At 64.8% G+C, this 14,912-nt stretch carries 13 protein-coding genes; 9 read left to right on the top strand and 4 right to left on the bottom strand.

What is annotated here, in order from left to right:
* The first annotated feature begins 2 nt into the window (after positions 1–2).
* The 3 genes from NX780_RS22600 to NX780_RS22590 all read left to right on the top strand — a co-directional run bounded on the left by NX780_RS22600 (position 3) and on the right by NX780_RS22590 (position 5,805).
* The gene (locus NX780_RS22600) at positions 3–1,733 is read left to right on the top strand and encodes a T6SS immunity protein Tli4 family protein (RefSeq protein ID WP_258830140.1); all 1,731 of its coding nucleotides are present in this window, start codon (positions 3–5) and stop codon (positions 1,731–1,733) included.
* Between the two features lie 577 nt (positions 1,734–2,310).
* Entirely contained in the window at positions 2,311–3,402 is a 1,092-nt protein-coding gene (locus tag NX780_RS22595; RefSeq protein WP_258830139.1) for a T6SS immunity protein Tli4 family protein, read from the top strand.
* A gap of 48 nt (positions 3,403–3,450) precedes the next feature.
* On the top strand, positions 3,451–5,805 hold the full coding sequence (locus NX780_RS22590) for a DNA internalization-related competence protein ComEC/Rec2 (RefSeq protein ID WP_258830138.1): 2,355 nt from the start codon (positions 3,451–3,453) through the stop codon (positions 5,803–5,805).
* On the opposite strand, the gene NX780_RS22585 is transcribed toward NX780_RS22590, so the two are convergent.
* On the bottom strand, positions 5,787–7,181 hold the full coding sequence (locus NX780_RS22585; RefSeq protein ID WP_258830137.1) for a sensor histidine kinase: 1,395 nt from the start codon (positions 7,179–7,181) through the stop codon (positions 5,787–5,789). The genes NX780_RS22590 and NX780_RS22585 overlap by 19 nt on opposite strands.
* A 1-nt stretch (position 7,182) precedes the next feature.
* The gene (locus NX780_RS22580; RefSeq protein WP_258830136.1) at positions 7,183–7,869 is read right to left on the bottom strand and encodes a response regulator transcription factor; all 687 of its coding nucleotides are present in this window, start codon (positions 7,867–7,869) and stop codon (positions 7,183–7,185) included.
* 136 nt (positions 7,870–8,005) lie between these two features.
* On the opposite strand from NX780_RS22580, the gene NX780_RS22575 reads away from it, so the two are divergent.
* The 5 genes from NX780_RS22575 (at position 8,006) to NX780_RS22555 (ending at position 11,549) form a co-directional block, all read left to right on the top strand.
* Complete coding sequence (locus NX780_RS22575; protein WP_258830135.1) at positions 8,006–8,497, top strand: Spy/CpxP family protein refolding chaperone; 492 nt, start codon at positions 8,006–8,008, stop codon at positions 8,495–8,497.
* 10 nt (positions 8,498–8,507) lie between these two features.
* On the top strand, positions 8,508–9,374 hold the full coding sequence (locus tag NX780_RS22570; protein WP_258830134.1) for a dioxygenase family protein: 867 nt from the start codon (positions 8,508–8,510) through the stop codon (positions 9,372–9,374).
* A gap of 66 nt (positions 9,375–9,440) precedes the next feature.
* Positions 9,441–10,256: an alpha/beta hydrolase gene (locus NX780_RS22565; RefSeq protein WP_258830133.1), complete on the top strand. Its 816-nt coding sequence runs from the start codon at positions 9,441–9,443 to the stop codon at positions 10,254–10,256.
* A gap of 37 nt (positions 10,257–10,293) precedes the next feature.
* Complete coding sequence (dcd, locus tag NX780_RS22560; RefSeq protein ID WP_258830132.1) at positions 10,294–10,860, top strand: dCTP deaminase; 567 nt, start codon at positions 10,294–10,296, stop codon at positions 10,858–10,860.
* Between the two features lie 35 nt (positions 10,861–10,895).
* A complete protein-coding gene (locus NX780_RS22555; RefSeq protein ID WP_258830131.1) occupies positions 10,896–11,549 on the top strand; it encodes a cation efflux transmembrane domain-containing protein in 654 nt (217 codons plus the stop codon).
* On the opposite strand, the gene NX780_RS22550 is transcribed toward NX780_RS22555, so the two are convergent.
* Together NX780_RS22550 and NX780_RS22545 are read right to left on the bottom strand one after the other, a co-directional pair.
* Positions 11,536–12,384, bottom strand: a complete 849-nt coding sequence (locus NX780_RS22550) for a sigma-70 family RNA polymerase sigma factor (protein WP_258830130.1) — start codon at positions 12,382–12,384, stop codon at positions 11,536–11,538. The two genes, NX780_RS22555 and NX780_RS22550, sit on opposite strands and share 14 nt — an antisense overlap.
* 98 nt (positions 12,385–12,482) lie before the next feature.
* On the bottom strand, positions 12,483–14,741 hold the full coding sequence (locus tag NX780_RS22545; RefSeq protein ID WP_258830129.1) for an arginine/lysine/ornithine decarboxylase: 2,259 nt from the start codon (positions 14,739–14,741) through the stop codon (positions 12,483–12,485).
* Between NX780_RS22545 and NX780_RS22540 the strand changes: the two genes are divergently transcribed.
* Positions 14,740–14,883 carry a hypothetical protein gene (locus NX780_RS22540; protein WP_258830128.1) on the top strand — a complete coding sequence of 48 codons (144 nt, stop codon included), beginning with the start codon at positions 14,740–14,742 and terminating at the stop codon, positions 14,881–14,883. The two genes, NX780_RS22545 and NX780_RS22540, sit on opposite strands and share 2 nt — an antisense overlap.
* The last annotated feature ends 29 nt before the right edge of the window (positions 14,884–14,912 follow it).

Here is a 14,912-nt window from a genome sequence, read left to right as displayed (position 1 = left end):
CCGTGCTAGCCGTGATCGCTCTCGCCGGGCTTGCGGCCACATTGGCTGTTGGCGAGGTACCGGACGGCCATGAGGTGGCGCGTCAGGGAAGAGATGAGGTAGCACGAATGACTCAGAAAATGAAAACCGTCTGTGTAGGCAGGTTTCTGATCGATATGCCGGAGGAAGCCGAAATCGAATTGCACGGCGCACGCGTCGATGGCTTCAACGTTTCTGCATTTACGGAAACAAGTGAAGAATTCCAGGAGCGTGTTTCACAACGAGAAGCGCAGCTCCGGGCGACACCTGACCGGCTAGGCGGCAACCGGAATCTCGAGGTTGAGAAGGGGATTGACTCCGAGAGTGGATTCTCCGGCAAGATGTTCGTGCATGGTCGCACTGTCACTGAAGGCACCGCAACCAATGGCTTGGATATCGAGCGGTATCGCTATGAGGGTGTCGCCGTGGAGGCACTCGTACACGCCAACGGCATCAGCATCGATCTGGCAGCGGACGACTATTATCCCGAGCGAGTAAGCAATCTCCCCCGACTCATTGAAAAATTGGCGCCGGTAGCGGATGGCGCACTTCCTTCCGAATCCGGGTTTTGTATTGGCCGCGCAAATTTCAAGGATCCGCTTACCGCCGACCAGGGTGAAGAAATTGTATTGGTCGCACGATTGCCCAGTCATCCCGATATCGAGTTCCTGCTTGTGCTCGCAGCTGGAATCAAGCCTGCCAGCCAAGGCCTTCTCGAAAGGAATTCTGAATCGAAGTCGCGAATGCCGTTGTCAATGAGATGGCGCTTTACGGAACTACGTGCCGCTCCAAGAGATATCAATGGACTAGCGGGTGAAGAGCTGGTGACTTGCGTTGTTGAAGACAATGATGCGAACGTCTACGGCTTCTGGTGGGAAGTGAATGGGACGCGCGACAATGTCCTTATTCCTCATTTGATGTTCAGAATGGACACGGGAAAGAGCGACGACGGCCCTGTGCCGTCGTCGCTTTCGGAAGAGGCAGCAATTGGTCTATGGGACAGAATTGTTTCCAGTATTCGCGTTCGCAACACGGTTCAATCACACCAGCCGGTGGTCGACGAAGCGGCTGTCCCGATCGGCACTCAGGCATGGGCAGGCAATCAGTGCCCTGAGAGCGGATGGTGGTTATGCGGTGACGGCGGCGATGGCGTCGCCGTGCTTGGTGGACAGCGACAGTACATACGGAAGGGCGAGCGAATGCCGCAAGCTTTGCTTCTCTTGCCGCAGACTTTGTGGGACAAGGTGCGTGGTCTACAACCGAGCGTGGAATCGAAGCACCCCACATCCTGGAAACTCGTCGATCACCGTGCACGAAAGCGCTCGGTACCGGCGGTTCCATTGGCACACGCAGCAGCTCCAGCTGGCGCGGAAGTCAGAGTTGCCACGTTGCGCGATGCAGGCGAGGCACAAGCGGCAGTTGGTAGCTATTCATCCACCGGACTTCCGTGTCCTGCCAGCGGTTGGTGGCGCTGCGAAGAGTCCCACGCGCTCGACGGGACGCGATGGTTTGCCCAGGGTAGCTTGTTGCCGCCAGCAACCTTCACGGTTGCCCCGAGCGTCTTTGGACGGTCCTCGAACGGACCAAAGGCGATCCAACGACGCAGTGCTTGGCGGCTTATGCGAATTGCTGATGCGCCGAACACAATCGACGGGAACAGCGAAGGCAAGATGCCCGGATATAGGCATATCCTGCCAACGGCACGACAGGCCTAGGGCTCACCATGACAACGTCCACGATCGGCAAGCGTGCGCTAGTTGAAGGTTGTGAAGCAAGGCGGCCCCATTCGAGAGCGTGCCAATGCACGAATCGGATTCAGCCAGGCGCGTGTCGATGGCATCAACATTGCAACATCTGTCGAGAGTTTGGATGAGTTTCACAGCCGGCTGATCGAACGGGAAAGCCAATTAAGGTCGCGCGGACCGACCTCGCGGAAACGAAAACCTGGAGCGGGTGAGAGCAGTCAAGGCACTCAGTGGCCTTGAGGGCAAAATGTTCGTACATGCCCGTAGCATTACCGAAGGCACACAAGGAAACGGGCTGGAAGTAGAGTGCTTTCGGTGAAGCAATGGGACTATGGAACGCGATTACCTCGAGTACTCGCGTGCGCCCGCTTCAGCCTCACGTTGGCAACCAGCGGGACACGTCTCCGAGACCAAAAAGTAGTCAAGTTTCAGCAGGTGCTAGTCGCATTGGACCGCACGTTCCTCCTGACTTATTCGGAATTCCATCAAGAGAGTGATCTCCATGCCGGGTCCAATGCGCCGAGTCCGATTCAAACTTCCCGCGGCCATGACCGGGATCATAGTTGCACTTGTTGCGCTCGGCCTCGCAGCCGGAGTGATTCACCTACGTGAGGTGCACGGTCAGGACAAGCGCTACATCTCCCGACTGACCAATGAGATGAGGGTTGTTTGCTTAGGCAGGTTTTTGATGAATGTGCCAAAAGATGCGAAAGTCGAGCTGTTTGGCATGCGTATTCACGGCTTCGATGTCGATGTGATTAATGAAACGCGGGACAGCTTTGATCAAAGTCTGGTGGCGCGCGAGAACGAAATCAAGGCGCAGGCGGACAAGTTTGGCGGAGACAGGAATTTGGAATCTGTCGAAGAAATAAAGGGGCCCCGAGGTTTGGTCGGAAAGTTGTTTGTACACAGCCGGAAAATCACTGAAGGGACTAGAGCTCGAGGACTGGAACTTGAACGCTACAGGAACGAGGGAATTGCGACAGAAGCCTGGATGCACGTGTCAGGAACCAGCTTCGTCTTGAGCGCCGACTATTACGATCCCGACCAAATTGACAATCTACCGCAGATCGCTTCCAAGTTGATACCCAACCAAAATAACGAACTGTTGGATCAGAGCGGATTCTGTATCGATCAAGCCTACTTTAGCGACCCCCTCAGTCCTGAGCAAGGTGAGCAACTATCGGTGGCGCTTGGACTGCCAGGGCAACCTGATGTCGAGATCATGCTGAATATGATCGCCGGCATCAAACGTGATCCGGATGGACTCTTCAAACGATCCCGCGATGCTAAAGCAGGCCTGTCGTTAAGCGACAAGCTTCGCCTGTCAACATTACGTGCCGCGCGGAGGGAGGTCGGTGGAGTTCCAGGCGAAGAAGTGATATGGCGCGCCAAAGAGAAGAACGGCGCAACGGTATATAGCTTCTGGTGGGAAGCTAACGGCTCTGAAGATAATGTTTTTCAGCCTCAGATTTCCTTCAGAATGAGCACAGGCAATGGGCCCAACGGTCCTGTTCCAAGTTCACTTTCGAAGACTACCGCACTTGCACTCTGGGACGCCATGTGTGCAAGCTTACGGCTCCGGCCTACCGCACCCAAGCCGACCGCAACGCACACCCGCGGCATACATGACAAGTGAATTAGGCGACAAGGGCCCACTCCGTGCCTCATGTCTGGCTTGGATGGCATGCCTTGCTTGATCCTTGCATTCCTGGCCGGCATCTGCTGGATTCAGACGCGAAGCGAGCTGCTATCATGGGCTGATATTCTCTGTTTGATGGCGGCCGCAGTGTTGCTCGCAGTACTGCGCCGTCAGGCCGCTTTGCTGTTGGCAGCGGCCCTATTTGGAGCCTCCTGGGCGTCCGTCTCGGCTCAGATGGCGCTTGCAGACGCTCTTCCTTACCGACAAGAAGGCGTCGACATCGCCATCATCGGCACCGTCGACAGCCTCCCTCATGCCTTCGAGGGCGGCACGCGCTTCAACTTCCGGGTCGAACGGGTTCTCACCCCCAAAGCGGCCGTTCCCAACCGAATTGCTCTATCGTGGTACGGACGGCAGGAAGCGCCGGTCGCCAGCACGCTGCCCGAACCCGGAGAACGCTGGCAACTCATCGTCCGCCTGCAGCGCCCCCACGGCAACGCCAACCCCCACGGTTTCGACTACGAAGCCTGGCTGCTCGCGCAAGGCATCCGCGCCACCGGCTACGTGCGTCCGGCCGGCGCGCGCAACGTGCGCCTCGACACCTTCGTCCCACGCCCCAGCCATGTGGTCGAACGCGCCCGTTCCGCCCTACGCCGCCACATCCTCCAGCAGCTCGATGGCAAACCCTATGCCGGCGTCATCGTGGCCCTGGTAATCGGCGACCAGCGCGGCATCGAGCAGTCCGACTGGGACGTCTTCAACCGTACCGGCATCAGCCACCTGGTCTCGATCTCGGGCCTGCACGTGACGATGGTGGCCGGCCTGGGCGCATGGGTCATGTCGGCCCTGTGGCGGCGCTCCTTCTTCGTGCAGGGCGCCGCGCTGCCGCTACGCCTGCCGGCGCAGAAGGCGGCGGCGATCACGGGCGCCGTGGTCGCTTTGCTCTACGTGCTGCTGGCCGGCTTCGGCGTACCGGCCCAGCGTACCTTCTACATGCTGGCGGCGGTCGCACTCGCGCTATGCAGCGGCCGGATCGTCACGCTGTCGCAGGTGCTTTGCCTTGCCCTCGGCGTGGTGGTGCTGCTCGACCCCTGGGCAGTGCTGGCGCCCGGCTTCTGGCTCTCTTTCGGGGCGGTGGCCGTGATCCTGTACGCGAACATGGGCCGGGTGCGCAGCGAGCGGGGATGGCGACGCACCCTCGCCATGGCGGCGCGCACGCAATATGCCGTCACCGTCGGCCTGGTGCCGCTCACGATGTTCCTGTTTTCCCAGGTGTCGCTGGTCAGCCCCCTCGCGAACGCGGTGGCCATTCCCGTCATCAGCCTGGTGGTCACGCCACTTGCGCTGCTTGGTGCGCTGCTGCCCGCGCCGCTGGCGGGTTGGGTGCTCGGGCTGGCGCATGGCGCCGTCGCGCTGCTGGCCGAGGGCCTGTCGTGGCTGTCCAGCGGTCCGCTGGCGATCTGGAACGCGCCCGCGCCGCAGGGCTGGATCTTCGCGCTGGCCCTGCTGGGCACCGGCTGGATGCTGGCGCCGCGCGGCTGGCCGCATCGCTGGGCGGGGCTGGCGGCGTGGCTGCCGATGCTGACCCAGCTCCCGACCGCGCCCGATGACGGCGCCTTCACGGTAACCGCCTTCGATGTGGGGCAGGGGATGGCCCTGCTGGTCGAGACCCACCGCCACCGCCTCCTGTACGACGCCGGGCCGCAGTACGCGCCGGGCCAGGACGCCGCCGGCCGCATCCTGCTGCCGTACCTGCGTGGGCGCGGCATCGTTCGGCTCGACGCCCTGCTGGTCTCGCACAGCGACCTCGATCACGCGGGCGGCGCGCAGACCATGCTGAAGGGGAGCACAGTGGCGCAGGTCTACTCCTCGCTGCCGGGCCGGCATCCGGTCGTGACAGGCGCAGCGAAGCACACGCGTTGCGAAGCGGGCCACGGCTGGACCTGGGACGGCGTGCGCTTCGAGATGCTGGGGCCGAGGCCGGACAGCTACCTGGATCCCGGCCTGAAGGCGAATGCGCGCAGCTGTGTGCTGCGTGTGAGCGGGAAGGGCGGCACGATCCTGCTGGCGGCCGACATCGAGGCCGCGCAGGAGGCGCAGCTCCTGCAGAGCGTGCCGGAACGGCTTCGCGCCGACGTGCTGCTCGTGCCCCACCATGGCAGCGGCACCTCGTCGACGGCCGCCTTCCTGGCCGCCGTGAAGCCCGCGGTCGGCATCTTCCAGGTGGGCCACCGCAATCGCTATCGCCACCCGAAGAAAGAGATCTACGCGCGCTACGGTGAACTGGGCGTGCACCGCATCCGAACCGACCGGTCCGGGGCGGTCACGCTCGGCTTCGGCGACACGCTCTCCATCACCGAGTACCGGGCGCAGCGCCGCCGCTACTGGTACGCGCCCTGAGGCGCTCGTCGACCCTGCAGGGGCAGGGTGATGGTCACCTGCAGGCCGCCGCCGTCGCGGTTGGCGGCGTGGATGGCGCCGCCGTGGGCCAGCACCACGCGCTGCGCGATCGGCAGGCCCAGGCCATGGCCGTCGACGGTGGCTTGCGCGGCCGGTGCGCGGAAGAAGGGATCGAAGATCGCCGCCATGTCGCAGGGCGCGATGCCGGGCCCGCGGTCCAGTACCTCGATCCTGGCCTGCGTCCCTTCGCTGTGCAGGAGCACCTGGACGACGCCGCCGGCGCCGCCGTGGCGGATCGCATTGCGCACCACGTTCTCGAGCGCGCTCCACAGCAGGTCGGGGTCACCCTGGACGATGATGGCCCCTGGCGCCTCGACGCTGAGCCGTGGCGCGCCCGGGCCGGCCTCGAAGCGGGCATCGGCCACGATCTCGTCGGCGAGTTCGGTGAGGTCGATCTGCTCGCGGCGCGTGAAGTCGGGTGGCGCTTCCAGGCGCGACAGGGTCAGGAGGCCGCCGACCAGTTTGTCCATGCGCATGCTCTCGCGCTCGATGCGGTCGAGCGAGGAGCCGATTCTATCCGGCTGCTGGTGCGCCAGGCCGACCGCCGCCTGCAGCCGCGCCAGCGGGGAGCGCAGCTCGTGCGAGACGTCGTGCAGCAGGCGGCGCTGGCCGTCCATCAGGGCGCGCAGCTGGGCGCTCATGCGGTCGAAGTCGCGTCCCAGGTCGCTCAGCTCGTCGCCGGCGCGCGCGCCGCCGGCGAAGCGGGGCGCCAGGTCGCCGCCGGAGGCGGCCTCGAAGGCGCTGCGCAGCGCGCGGATCGGGCGCGAGAAGTACCAGGCCAGCAGGGCCGCGAACAGCAGGCTTGCCAGGGTGGCGGCTACGATGCCTGCGATCTGCCCGATGCGGCGGTTGAAGCCGGGGCCGCCGTGGCTGGGTGGCGGCCCGCTGGCGGCCTCGATGCGCGGCGGCGGCGCGCCGCGGTAGACGCGCTGCACGAAGGCGAGATAGCGCTCGCCGTCCGGGCCGGTGATGCGGCGGATGCCGCGCGGGACTGCGCCGCTGGCGAGCTGGCGGTCGACTTCGGCCAGCAGCTCGGGCGGCACGGTGCGTCCCAGCAGTTCGTGGCGCCTGGCGTCGAGCACGAAGACCTGGGGCCGCTGCATCTCGCCCAGCATGCCGCGCAGGGCTGCGAGGCCGCCGTGCTTCAGGGTGGCGCTGGCGGCGTCGAGGGCGATCCAGGCGGGCGGGCCGGTATCGAGTTCGGCGGCGCGGCGGCTGGCCTGGTCGCGCAGCCAGAAGGCGCCGATCACGCCGATGGTCGCGGCCAGCTGGGCCAGCAGGATGCAAAGGAAGAACTTCCAGAACAGGCGACCCATATCATTCCCGGATCAGCTGGTAGCCCTGGCGGTAGATCGTCTGCAGGCAGGAGCGGCCGTCCGCGAGGGGGCCGAGCTTGTGGCGCAGGCTGCTCAGGTGCACGTCGATATTGCGGTCGAAGCGGGCCAGGGGCCGGCCCAGGCCCTGTTCCGACAGCTCGTTCTTGCTCACCGGCCGCCCCGCATTGCGCGCGAGGACTTCGAGCAGGTTGAACTCGGTGCTGGTCAGCTCGACCGGCGCGCCGTCCCAGGTGACGCGGCGCTGTTCCGGATACATGGTGAGCTTGCCGACGGTGAGCACGGCGCCGTTCGCAGATTCGGGCGCCGCCTGCGTGCGGCGCAGGATGGCGCGCACGCGCGCGGTCAGCTCGCGCGGGGTGCAGGGCTTGGCGACGTAGTCGTCGGCGCCCAGTTCCAGGCCGAGGATGCGGTCGGCGTCGTCGCCGCGCGCGGTCAGCATCAGGACCGGAATGCGGCTGCCCGCGCGGATCAGGCGCAGGGCGTCGATGCCGTTCGTCCCGGGCATCATGACGTCGAGGATGGCGATCGCATAGTCGCCGCTCAGGGCGGCGCGGGCGCCCTCCTGGCCATTGTGGACGCAGGTGACGGCGAAGCCCTCCTGCGCGAGGTATTCGGCAAACATTGTGACGAGCTCGACGTCGTCATCGATCAGCAGTACGTGGTTCATGGGAAGCAGGATAGCAAAACGGCCGTGCCAGATTGTTGTACATGAGTAAGATTTACCCGGTTTTACACCGGATTTACAGCGTTTAACGCAGCGTAAAACCACAATGCGTGCTCCGAAACACCCGAAGGACACGACCATGAATGCACTTCTTCCCCGCATCGCCGCCATCCTCGGCGGCGCCTGCCTCGCCGGCGCCCTGCACGCCCCGACCGCGCTCGCCCAGTCGATGCCGCCCGACCTCGAGCGGGCGGACGCCCGCGGTGGCCCCGACCGTGGGCCCGGGCATGGGCCGCGCGGACCCGGCCGCGGCGCGCACCCGCTCCTCGCGGGCATCGAGCTGAGCGACGCCCAGCAGGACAGGCTGTTCGCCATCATGCACGAAGCCGCACCGAAGCGGCGCGAGCACGACAAGGCGCAGCGCAAGGCCTTCGAGGCATTGCGGGCGGCGTCCAGTGCGGACAGGTTCGACGACGCCAGGGCGGCCGCGGCAGCCCAGGCGTTCGGCGCGGCCGTCGCCGCCGGGGAACTGCTGCGCGTACGCACCGATGCGCAAGTCATGGCCTTGCTGACCCCGCAGCAGCGCGAACAGCTGCGCAGCGAGCGCCCGGTGCGCGGACCGCGTCAATAAGGAGTCCGCCATGGCACACGATCACACCACCCTGGCCGACGACCTGGCCACGATGTTGAAAAGTGCGGCGAGCCGCCGCCAGTCGCTGCGTTGGCTGCTGGCCGGCGCCGCGGCGGTTCCGCTTGCAGGCTGCGGCGCAGGAGGCGGCGACTCCACCAGCACCACGTCCTCCTCGACGAGTACCGGCAGCACCGGCAGCACTGGCAGCACTGGCAGCACCACGACCGCAGCCTGCTCGGTCATCCCCGAGGAAACCGGCGGTCCGTATCCCGGCGACGGCAGCAATCGCAATGCCAACGGCGTGGCCAATGCGCTGGTCCTGTCCGGCATCGTGCGCAGCGACATCCGCGCCAGCGTGGCCGGCGCCACGGGCGTCGCGCAAGGCATCCCGCTGACGATCCGCCTGCAGCTCGTGAACGTGGGCGCGAACTGCGCGGCGGCCACTGGCGCCGCGGTCTACCTGTGGCACTGTACCCGCGAGGGCGGCTATTCGATGTACTCGAACGGCATCGTCAACGAGAACTACCTGCGCGGGGTGCAGGAAGCGGACAGCCAGGGCGTGGTCACCTTCCAGACCATCTTCCCGGGCTGCTACGATGGCCGCATGCCGCACGTGCACTTCGAGGTCTACCCGACGCTCGCGAAGGCCAGCAGCGCATCCAACCGCGTCAAGACCTCGCAGTTCACCTTCCCCTTGACGACGATGAACGAAGCCTATGCGAGCAGCGGCTATTCGGCGAGCGTGAGCAACCTGGCGCGCATCAGCTTCGCCACGGACAACGTGTTCAGCGACGGCACGGCCCTGCAGATGGCGAGCGTATCAGGCAATGCCACGCAGGGCTACGTGGCGACCCTCACTGTAGGCGTTTCCCTCTAAACCCCGTTCGCGCCCAGGTTTCTTTCATTACAATGGAACGCTGTTGTCAACGAAGCCTGATGCGCGATGAGCAAACCGCTGCTGCATTTCTCCCACGGGAACAGCTACCCGGCCGGCACCTACAGCCGGCTGTTCCAGGCCCTCGGCACGCACTACGAGGTGCGCGCCCACGATATGTACGGCCACGATCCGCGCTTCCCCGTGGGCGACGGCTGGCACGGCCTGGTCGAGGAACTGATCCACCACCTCGAGCAGTACGACAAGCCGCCGATCCTGGTCGGTCATTCGCTGGGCGGCATGCTGAGCATGATGGCGGCCAAGCAGCGCCCGGAGCTGGCCCGCGCCGTCGTGATGCTCGATTCCCCCGTGGTCGCGGGCTGGCGCGCGTTCGCATGGCGCTTCGTGAAAGCGCGCGGGCTCGGCTCGCGCTTCTCGCCGGCGAAGTTCTCCGAACGCCGCCGCAACGTGTGGCCGGACAGGGCAAGCGCGTACCAGCACTTCATCTCGAAACCGATGTTCCAGGCCTGGGCGCCGGGCGCCCTGGACGACTACCTCGACCATGGATTGAAACCGCATCCGGAAGGCGTGCAGCTGCGCTTCGACCGCGCCGTCGAGACCAGCATCTACAACACGCTGCCGCACCACATGGGCGCCATCATCCGCGAGCCTTACCCGCTGCCGATCGGTTTCATCGCCGGCACGACGTCGGAAGAACTGCGCCAGGCCGGGCTGGACGCAACCCGCAAGCTGGTGGGCGAGAACCTGGTCATGATCGAGGGCGGACACCTGTATCCGCTCGAGAAGCCGGAAGCCACCGCGAAGCTCACCCACGACATGATTCAAAAGCTCCTGCCATCGAAGGTGCTTGATACCGTCATTTAGCGTAAAATCGCGGGATTGATTTCTTGGAATTTCGACAATGGCTATCAAGAGCGACAAATGGATCCGCCGCATGGCGGAACAAACCGGCATGATCGAACCCTTCGAACCGCGCCAGGTGCGCGAGTCCGACGGCCGCAAGATCATCTCCTTCGGCACCTCCTCGTACGGCTACGACATCCGCTGCGCCGACGAATTCAAGGTGTTCACGAACATCAACAGCACCATCGTCGACCCGAAGAATTTCGATTCCAATTCCTTTGTGGACGTGAAGAGCGACGTGTGCATCATCCCGCCGAATTCCTTCGCGCTGGCCCGCACCATCGAGTACTTCCGCATCCCGCGTAACGTCCTGACCGTCTGCCTCGGCAAATCGACCTATGCGCGCTGCGGCATCATCGTCAACGTCACCCCCTTCGAGCCGGAGTGGGAAGGCTATGTGACCCTGGAGTTCTCGAACACCACGCCGCTGCCCGCCAAGATCTACGCGGGCGAAGGCTGCGCCCAGGTGCTGTTCTTCGAATCCGACGAAGTCTGCGAGACCTCGTACAAGGACCGCGGCGGCAAGTACCAGGGCCAGCACGGCGTCACCCTGCCGAAAACCTGATACAATTTTTGGCAGTATTTGCCTAAAAGTGAATCATGTCCGCATGCTGCAGCGGCGGCTGCTCGTCCGATAAGCCGCCTGTCGACCCCGCATACCGGCGCATCCTCTGGATCGCGCTGTGGGTCAACTTTCTCATGTTCGGCGTCGAGATCGTCGGCGGCTGGGCGGCCGGTTCCGTCTCGCTGCTGGCCGATGCCGTCGATTTTTTCGGCGACGCCGCCAACTACGGCATCTCCCTGTTCGTGCTCGGCCTGGCGCCGGTGTGGCGCTCGCGCACGGCGCTCGTCAAGGGCGCGACCATGGGCGGCTACGGCGTCTTCGTGCTCGCGAGCGCCCTCTGGCACCTGCACAGCGGCACCGTGCCGCAAGCACACACGATGGGCTGGATCGGCTTCGCCGCGCTGGCCGCCAACTGCCTCGTCGCCGCGCTGCTGTTCGCCTATCGCAACGGCGACGCGAACATGCGTTCCGTATGGCTGTGCACCCGCAACGATGCGATCGGCAACGTCGCCGTGATGCTGGCCGCCTTCGGCGTGTTCCAGACGGGCAGCGGCCTGCCCGACCTCTTGGTGGCCACCGTCATGGGCCTGCTCGGCCTGTCGGCGGCGCGCACCGTCATCCTCCAGGCGCGCGGCGAGATGCGCGGCACGACCACGGCCACGGTCACGATGGAGCTCAAGCGCCGCTGAGGTGGCCCAGCTTGTCGGGATTGCGGGTCACGTAGATCGCCACGATCTTGCCGCCGTCGATCTCCAGCGCCATGGCCTGCGGCAGGGCGTCGTTTTCCATCGTGATGCGGCCCGGGAGCCCGTCGATGCGGGTTTCAACCAGCACCTCGACCTTGTCCCAACCGACTTTCCCGATCAAGGCGCCCAGCAGGCGCGCCACCTTGTCGAGACCGTAGATCGGATTGACGGTCGCATTGCGCTTGCCGCCGCCGTCGCCGTAGAACACCACGTTGTCGGCCAACAGCTGCTTGAGCTGCCCCAGGTCGCCGTTGCGGGTGGCGGCGAAGAAGGCGCCGGCGATGCGGTCCTGTTCCTCGCGCGGCACCGGGAAGCGCGGACGCGCATCCTGCACGTGGCTGCGCGCACGGCTGGCCAGCTGGCGCGCAGCCGCGCTCTCGCGGCCGATGGCTTCGCCCACCTCCTTGAAATCCAGCTCGAACACATCGTGCAGCAGGAAGGCGGCGCGTTCCAATGGCGACAGGCGCTCCATCGCCAGCATCAGGGGCAGGGTGATGTCGTCGCCCTCGTCCTCGGGGTCGATGAAGGGCTCGGGCAGCCAGGGGCCGATATAGGTTTCGCGCTTGACGCGGCTGGACTTCAGCACGTCCAGGCACAGGCGGGTGACGGTGCGCACCAGCCAGGCCTCGGGTTCCACGATGGGTTCGCGGTCGCCGGCATGCCAGCGCAGCCAGGCGTCCTGCACGACGTCCTCGGCTTCGGCGACGGAGCCGAGCATGCGGTAGGCGATGCGCTGCAGGCGCGGGCGGCGGGCGGTGAAGTAGGCGGTAGGGTCCATGGCCCGATAGCTTAGCGCATTGGCGCGCGCCGCGCTTCAGGCCGAAGGAGGATGAAAAAGGGCCCCCGCAGGGGCCCTCGTTCGCAGCGGCGCCGCGCTTACGCGTCCTGCTTCACGCAGTCCACGAAGTACCCGCGCTTGCCATCGACTTCACGCTTGACCAGCCCGTGCACGTCGGTCTCGAAGCCCGGGAAGCGCTCGTTGAAGTCGCGAGCGAAGCGCAGGTAGTCGACGATGGTCTTGTTGAAGCGCTCGCCCGGGATCAGGAGCGGAATGCCCGGCGGGTAAGGCGTCAGCAGGATCGCGGTGATGCGGCCTTCCAGCTCGTCGATGGCAACGCGCTCGATCTGGCGGTGCGCCATCTTCGCAAACGCATCGGACGGCTTCATGGCCGGGACCATGTCCGACAGGTACATCTCGGTGGTCAGGCGCGCCACGTCGTACTGCTTGTAGAAGCCGTGGATCTCGGTGCACAGGTCGCGCAGGCCGCGGTTCTCGTAGCGCGGGTTGGCCGCGGCGAACTGCGGCATCACGCGCCACATCTGGGCGTTGCGGTCGTAGTCGTCCTTGAACTGCTGCAGCGCCGTCACCAGGGTGTTCCAGCGACCCTTGGTGATGCCGATCGTGAACATGATGAAGAAGGAGTACAGGCCGCACTTCTCGATGATCACGCCATGCTCGGCGAGGTACTTGGTCACGATCGACGCCGGGATGCCGGTATCGCCGAACTGGCCGTCCAGCGACAGGCCCGGGGTCACGATGGTCGACTTGATCGGGTCCAGCATGTTGAAGCCCGGCGCGAGTTTACCGAAGCCGTGCCAGTCGTCCTCGGCGTGGATCATCCAGTCTTCCTGGCCGCCGATGCCTTCCTCGGACTGCACGTCCGGGCCCCAGACCTTGAACCACCAGTCGTCGCCGTATTCGGCGTCGACCTTCTTCATGGCGCGGCGGAAGTCCAGCGCTTCCAGGATCGATTCTTCCACCAGGGCGGTGCCGCCCGGCGCTTCCATCATGGCCGCCGCGACGTCGCAGGACGCGATGATCGAGTACTGGGGCGAGGTCGAGGTGTGCATCAGGTAGGCCTCGTTGAAGGCATCCTGGTCGAGCTTCACGGTTTCCGACTCGCGCACCAGCACCTGCGAAGCCTGCGACAGGCCGGCCAGCAATTTATGGGTCGACTGGGTCGAGAAGATCATCGATTGCTTGGCGCGCGGGCGGTTCTCGCCGATCGCGTGCATGTTCTTGTAGAAGCTGTGGAAGGCGGCGTGCGGCAACCAGGCTTCGTCGAAGTGCAGGGTGTCGATCTTCCCGTCCAGCATTTCGCGCAGGGTCTCGACGTTGTACACCACGCCGTCGTAGGTCGACTGGGTGATGGTGAGGATGCGCGGCTTCTTGTTCACGGCGTCGCGCGCGAACGGGTTCGCCTCGATCTTGCGGGCGATCGACTCGGGGGTGAACTCTTCCAGCGGGATCGGGCCGATGATGCCCAGGTTGTTCCGGGTCGGCATCAGGAACACGGGGATGGCGCCGCACATGATGATCGAGTGCAGGATCGACTTGTGGCAGTTACGGTCCACGACCACGATGTCGCCCGGCGCGACCGTGGAGTGCCAGACCATCTTGTTCGAGGTCGAGGTGCCGTTGGTCACGAAGTAGCAGTGGTCTGCGTTGTAGATGCGCGCGGCATTGCGCTCGGACTTGGCGACCGGTCCGGTGTGGTCGAGCAGCTGGCCGAGTTCCTCGACCGCGTTGCAGACGTCGGCGCGCAGCATGTTCTCGCCAAAGAACTGGTGGAACATCTGGCCGATCGGGCTCTTCAAAAAGGCGACGCCGCCCGAGTGGCCCGGGCAGTGCCAGGAATAGGAGCCGTCGTAGGCGTAGTTGACGAGGGCGCGGAAGAAGGGCGGCGCCAGCGAATCCAGGTAGGCCTTGGCTTCGCGGATGATGTGGCGCGCGACGAATTCCGGGGTGTCCTCGAACATGTGGATGAAGCCGTGCAGCTCCTTCAAGATGTCGTTCGGGATGTGGCGGCTGGTGCGGGTCTCGCCGTAGATGTAGATCGGGATGTCCGCGTTCTTGTGGCGGATCTCCTGCACGAAGGCGCGCAGGCCGGTGAGGGCGAAGTCCGTCTCCTCCTGCGAGCCGCCGCCGAATTCCTCGTCGTCGATCGACAGGACGAAGGCGGAAGCGCGCGACTGCTGCTGGGCGAACTGGGACAGGTCGCCGTAGCTGGTCAGGCCGAGCACCTCCATGCCTTCCTGCTCCATCGCGGCCGCGAGTGCGCGAATGCCGAGACCGGAGGTGTTCTCGGAACGGAAGTCCTCGTCAATGATGACGATGGGGAAACGAAATTTCATGGACAGCTCCAAAGCGAAGCGCCGTGGAAGCGGCGACCCTGTTCAGGATCGTCCGCCGGCCACGGCACCGGAAAAAAGAGGAAACGGATTTTCGCAGAAATTACGCGCGCCGGTGCAATTTTTTTTACAAGCTCTTTTATAAGAGTAAGCACTTCGGGCGCGCAGGGGCGC

The sequence above is a fragment of the Massilia agri genome, assembly GCF_024753255.1.
Classification (GTDB): Bacteria; Pseudomonadota; Gammaproteobacteria; order Burkholderiales; family Burkholderiaceae_D; genus Telluria; species Telluria agri.
This window is presented reverse-complemented; position numbering and strand designations above follow the sequence as displayed.